The 684-nt window shown below is 48.0% G+C and carries 1 protein-coding gene; it reads left to right on the top strand.

Translation table 11 applies throughout. From position 1 onward, the window contains the following. Positions 1-684: 3,4-dihydroxy-2-butanone-4-phosphate synthase (locus B4F08_RS16890; RefSeq protein ID WP_291375484.1), on the top strand; the 684-nt coding region annotated here is incomplete at both ends.

Here is a 684-nt window from a genome sequence, read left to right as displayed (position 1 = left end):
ACATGGCACCAACTTCACGCTTTCAATTGAAGCAGCAGAAGGTATTTCTACAGGGATTTCACCTGCGGAACGTGCGCATACCATTCAAACGGCTGTAGCGGCACATGCCAAACCATCCGACATCGTTCAACCGGGTCATATTTTCCCATTGATGGCGCAGCCTGGCGGTGTACTGCACCGTGCTGGGCATACCGAAGCAGGTTGTGATTTATCTCGCCTAGCGGGTTTAGAGCCTGCATCTGTCATCTGTGAAATCATCAATGAAGATGGCACAATGGCGCGTCGTGCCGATCTTGAAATTTTTGCTGAAAAGCATGGTTTAAAAATTGGCACCATTGCGGATCTGATTCACTACCGTATGACCAATGAGCAAACGGTTGAACGGATTGATCAGCAAAGCATTGATACCGAATATGGGACTTTTGACTTATATCGTTACCGCGAATTGGGCAATCCAGATATTCACTTGGCTTTGGTGAAAGGTGAACCGAAAGAAGGGGTAACCACCGTTCGTGTTCATGGTTTCAACCCTGTTCGTGACTTGCTTAAGTTCAATAAAAAGGACGGCGAGCCAGCATGGAATCTCGACAAAGCGCTGCAAGAAATCGCAAGTAGCGATCGGGGTGTTTTGGTTTGGATTGGTCAACGTCACTTACAAGACCTAGGCCCAGCCTTAGACAGCCT

It is taken from the genome of Acinetobacter sp. UBA6720 (genome assembly GCF_002454215.1).
Lineage (GTDB): Bacteria > Pseudomonadota > Gammaproteobacteria > Pseudomonadales > Moraxellaceae > Acinetobacter.
The sequence above is the reverse complement of the archived record's forward strand: the minus strand, read 5'-3'. Positions and strand labels throughout refer to the sequence as shown.